5 protein-coding genes are annotated in these 4,868 nt (G+C 41.0%); all 5 read left to right on the top strand.

What is annotated here, in order from left to right:
- Window positions 1-710 (top strand): hypothetical protein (locus ACJMMI_RS06925; protein ID WP_405354492.1); only part of this gene is annotated, 710 nt, incomplete at its 5' end.
- A 300-nt stretch (window positions 711-1,010) separates the two neighbouring features.
- A complete protein-coding gene (gene thrS / locus ACJMMI_RS06920; protein ID WP_405354491.1) occupies window positions 1,011-2,954 on the top strand; it encodes a threonine--tRNA ligase in 1,944 nt (647 codons plus the stop codon).
- 168 nt (window positions 2,955-3,122) lie between these two features.
- Window positions 3,123-3,326, top strand: coding sequence for a 50S ribosomal protein L31 (gene rpmE, locus ACJMMI_RS06915; RefSeq protein WP_117706075.1), 204 nt, complete (start codon window positions 3,123-3,125; stop codon window positions 3,324-3,326).
- 631 nt (window positions 3,327-3,957) lie between these two features.
- On the top strand, window positions 3,958-4,596 hold the full coding sequence (locus ACJMMI_RS06910) for an IMPACT family protein (protein WP_405354489.1): 639 nt from the start codon (window positions 3,958-3,960) through the stop codon (window positions 4,594-4,596).
- Between the two features lie 15 nt (window positions 4,597-4,611).
- Window positions 4,612-4,868 (top strand): DUF1919 domain-containing protein (locus ACJMMI_RS06905; RefSeq protein WP_405354488.1); only part of this gene is annotated, 257 nt, incomplete at its 3' end.

Genomic DNA, 4,868 nt, shown 5'->3' with positions numbered 1-4,868 from the left:
AGGCAACAAAGCTTTCGGTTGCAGCGTCTGATATGTCACTTTTATTCTGCTTTATTTTCCTTACACTCAGCTTGTTCCCACAGGCAATGGTAATCTCGAAAATTCCGGGCAGAAACCCTGTTAAGGCTACATTCCTCTATGGTCTGCCGTCAGTCGCTTTTGGCATTTCATATGGTGCTTTCCTCATTGCAAGAGTAGTATTTGACGGCATTGGCGGTGTTGCTCTGCTTGCAGGTGCAATGCTTATTTCATTCGCCTTTTACCAGCTTTTCTTTATTATTGAGCTTGCAAGAAAGGCTCTCCGTAAAGATGAAATAGAGATTGTTGACGAGTTCACAGTTGAAGATGAAAAGCCTGATGCAGAGGGCAATGAAGATGTGGTATTCTCAGATGATACCACAGCTGACAAGAGCGATTACACTCAGAAAGTAACTGCTGACTCAGATGATTTCATTATGGGATATGAAGCTGACGAAAACGATACTCCCGCAATTCCTGCACCAAAGGTTATCGGTGAGGACAACGACCTTTCGGGCGACTTCTTCTTTGGCGTTGATGACTCGGACAATACAGATGATTTAACAAAACTCGGCGACAAAAGCTCCTTTGAGTCAAGACGACAGAAAAAGGAAGAAAAGCTTATGAGAGATATTGACAAAATGCTTGCCGAGCTTGAGGAGCAGCAACAGGAGCTTAACGATAAAAAATAATGCTTGACATTTTAATTTTTTGGTGTTAGTATTAAGTAAAATAAATGAACTTCGATAAGGACATGACTTAAAAATCTACTTTTTCAGAGAGCGAAAATATTAGCTGTGATTTTTCGCATAAGTACTTTTAAGCTACCACCTTTGAGTCTGCACAGGAAATGGTGCGGCGTAAGACTGCGTTAAAGTCATAACAAGGGCATTTTTAATGCCAAAGTTGGGTGGAACCACGAAGTATATTCGTCCCGATATTCCGTTTGGAATATCGGGCTTTTTATTTCTTTCAGATTAAGGAGAATGAATATGATTAATGTTGAATTAAAGGGCGGTTCAGTTAAGGAGTTTGAAAGTGGAGTAACTCCTGCTGAAATTGCAAAGTCTATCGGTATGGGACTTTATAAGTCTGTTTGTTGTGCGAGAGTTGACGGAAAGGTTGTTGATCTACGCACACCTATTACAAAGGATTGCAGAGTAGATCTTCTCACATTTGACGAGCCGGACGGCAAAAAAGCATTTTGGCACACAGCCTCTCACATTCTTGCACAGGCTGTTAAGCGTCTTTATCCAAACGCAAAATGTGCTATCGGCCCTGCTGTAGATAACGGCTTCTACTATGATTTTGAGGTTGAAAAGCCATTCACAGCCGAAGACCTCGAGAAAATCAAGGCTGAGATGAAGAAAATCGTTAAGTCCGGTATTGAGATTGAGCGTTTTGAGCTTGCTCCCGATGATGCAGTTAAAATGCTTGAGGAGATGAACGAGCCTTACAAGGTTGAGCTTGCTAAGGAACATTCAGATAACGGCGAGCACATCAGCTTTTATAAACAGGCTGAGTTTACAGACCTTTGTGCCGGCCCTCACCTTATGAGCGTTGCACCAATCAAGGCAGTTGAGCTTACAAACTGCACAGGTGCATACTGGAGAGGTGACGCTAACAACCATCAGCTTTGCAGAGTTTACGGTGTGGCTTTTCCTAAGGCTTCAATGCTTGAAGAACACCTCACAATGCTTGCTGAGGCAAGAAGTCGTGACCATAACAAGCTTGGCAGAGAGCTTGAGCTTTTCACAACATCAGATGTAATCGGACAGGGACTTCCTATTCTTCTTCCGAAGGGTGCAAGAATTATTCAGCTCTTGCAGAGATTTGTTGAGGATGAGGAACAGCGTCGTGGTTGGTTACTCACAAAAACACCTTATATGGCAAAGAGCGACCTCTACAAAATAAGCGGTCACTGGGATCACTATCAGGACGGTATGTTCGTACTCGGCGACCCTGAAAAGGACGATGAAGTATTTGCACTTCGCCCGATGACATGCCCGTTCCAGTATCAAGCATACCTCAATCGTCAGCGTTCATACAGAGATTTGCCACTTCGCTATAACGAAACTTCAACTCTTTTCAGAAACGAAGCAAGCGGTGAAATGCACGGTCTTATCAGAGTTCGTCAGTTTACAATTTCAGAGGGTCACCTTATGTGTCTGCCTGAACAGCTTGAGGATGAGTTTAGAAACTGCCTTGAACTTGCAATTTATATGCTCAAGACACTTGGTCTTTATGAAGATGTATCTTACAGATTTTCACAGTGGGATCCTAAGGATACAGATAAGTACATTGGCACACCGGAACAGTGGGACGAGGCACAGGGAATTATGCAGAAAATTCTTGACCACCTCGAAATTCCATATGCTATCGGCGTAGGCGAGGCTGCTTTCTATGGTCCTAAGCTTGACATTCAGATTAAGAATGTTTACGGTAAGGAAGATACACTTATCACAATTCAGATCGACCAGATGTTGGCTGAGAAATTCGGTATGGAGTATGTTGATAAGGACGGCTCAAAGAAGCACCCATACATCATTCACAGAACTTCAATCGGCTGTTACGAGAGAACTCTTGCTCTCCTTATTGAGAAGTACGCAGGTGCGTTCCCGATGTGGCTTGCTCCTGTTCAGGTTAAGCTTTTGCCTGTTGCTGACAGACATCTCGATTATGTTTACGAAATCAAAAAGGCTCTTGATGCCTGCGGTATGCGTGTTGAGGTTGACTCAAGAAGTGAGAAAATCGGCTACAAAATTCGTGAGGCTCAGCTTGAAAAAGTGCCTTATATGTTCATTATCGGTGACAAGGATGTTGAGGCTAATACAGTTTCTGTTCGTCACAGAAAAGAGGGCGACCTCGGTGCAATGAAACTTGAGGACTTTATTGCAATGGCTCAGAAAGAAATTTCCACAAAAGAAATTAAATAATTCTGAATTAGAATTATATTGATTTATATTTTAAATAACTGCATTAAAAGATAGAAAAATCAAAAAAATAACGAATTTTTTAAAAAAGTTTTGTAAAAACACTTGCAATTTGCGTATTTATGATGTATAATCTATCTGTTATTATGCAGAGTCAGGCAGGTGAGGAAAATGAAAGAGAACATCCATCCAGATTATCAGCAGACAACAATTACATGTGCTTGCGGTAATGTTATTGAAACAGGTTCAACAAAGAAGGACATTCGTGTTGAAGTTTGTTCAAAATGCCACCCATTCTTCACAGGAAAGCAGAAATTGGTTGATACCGGCGGACGCGTTGATAGATTCAAGAAGCGTTTCGGTATGGACAAATAATTTTATATCGTAATTGTTGAGGCGGCACATCGTGCCGCCTTTTTGACTATTTGCTTATATTTTATTGATTTATATTAATAGTTAGGGTAAATTATGGTTTAGCAACGGTCGGGAAATTTTGTTTGAATTAGCACAGACTTTATACTCGAAAATAAAAATTTGGTCAACCTTTTTCAAAGGTTGTGGGGGTGGGCAAAGCCCACAATACTTTAAACTAACGCAAGGCTTTGATAGCCAAATAGCTTGCTGTTTGGTGGCTTGAACATAATGGTGATAAGCTTATAATTGCGAAAGCATCACAAAACAGAAAAGATATTCTTTTTCTATTTATAAATTATTTCTTTTAAAAGGCTGTCGCCTGTTTTATCAAACTTTGCTTTAGCACACAAACAGCGTTGCTGTTTGTGCCGTATAAATTGTAATGAAAACAACTTTTCTTGGGCGTTGCCCAAACCCACGAGCCTTTAAAAAGACTCGACCTAAATTTTTATTATTTATCCAAAACTTTCTGCTAAACCATAATTTATAAATATTACCCTAACATTTTAAACAGAACCTATTTTTAGTAGTTGAAGTTAAGAATAAAATCTTAGACTTTCCATTACGGGGAAAGCTGTTACGGAGGTGCATTGTGGCAAAGGACTACAAAACCGTACTTGAGTACGCAAGTGATGAATTTGTTGAAAAGCGTTCTCGCTTTATCGGCTACTGCAAGCCTGTCAAAACTGAACAGGAGGCTGTTGCCTTTATAAATGAAAAGAGAAGTGAGCATTGGAACGCTACCCATAATGTGTATGCCTATTCGCTCAGAGAGGGCAATATCAAGCGTTACAGCGATGATGGCGAACCATCCGGCACAGCAGGTATGCCCGTACTTGATGTTATTGTGAAAAACGAGATTTTTGATGTTGTGGTGGTTGTCACCCGATATTTCGGCGGTGTACTTCTCGGTACAGGTGGACTTGTGAGAGCCTATTCGCAAGGCTGTAAAATTGCCATCGAGGCTGCTCAGCCTGTTATTATGCAGAGCTGTCTTGTGTGTGAGGCAAGATGTGCGTATAATCAGTATGGCAAAGTGTCATCTCTCATAATGGGTGTTGGTGCTACAGTTGACGATACCGTTTACGAAAGCGATGTGCTTGTGAAATTCCACATCACACCCGACCTGCTTGGCACACTGAATAAAAAGCTTGCAGACGCTACTTCAGGTGAGGTAGTCGTGGAGCAAACAGACGAGCAGTACTTTGCTGTTTTGATTGATAAGGTATAACGAGGGGAGTAACTTATGAAAACATATATAAAGGATATTTTGTGGAATATGTGGTTTAGTCTGCCGTCTTGCAGAAAGCGTCAAAAAGAGTACGAAAACTCCGCACGCAGTAGATTTGACAAACAGAAAAACGGGGATTTTACTATAGTTTCTACTAACTGCATTGCCGGTGAAATTTACCATATTCTTGGTATGCCTTTTACATCTCCCTTTATTAATGTGAGCCTTGACAGAAACGATTTTGTTACGCTTGCGTTGAATTTCAAAGGTTA

This window comes from Ruminococcus sp. (assembly GCF_045129435.1).
Taxonomy (GTDB): Bacteria; Bacillota; Clostridia; order Oscillospirales; family Acutalibacteraceae; genus Ruminococcoides.
The sequence above is the reverse complement of the archived record's forward strand: the minus strand, read 5'-3'. Positions and strand labels throughout refer to the sequence as shown.

Bases quoted from the DNA above. Each gene is read 5' to 3' on its own strand.
- thrS (WP_405354491.1), top strand. From the start codon at position 1,011: ATGATTAATGTTGAATTAAAGGGCGGTTCAGTTAAGGAGTTTGAAAGT.
- rpmE (WP_117706075.1), top strand. From the start codon at position 3,123: ATGAAAGAGAACATCCATCCAGATTATCAGCAGACAACAATTACATGT.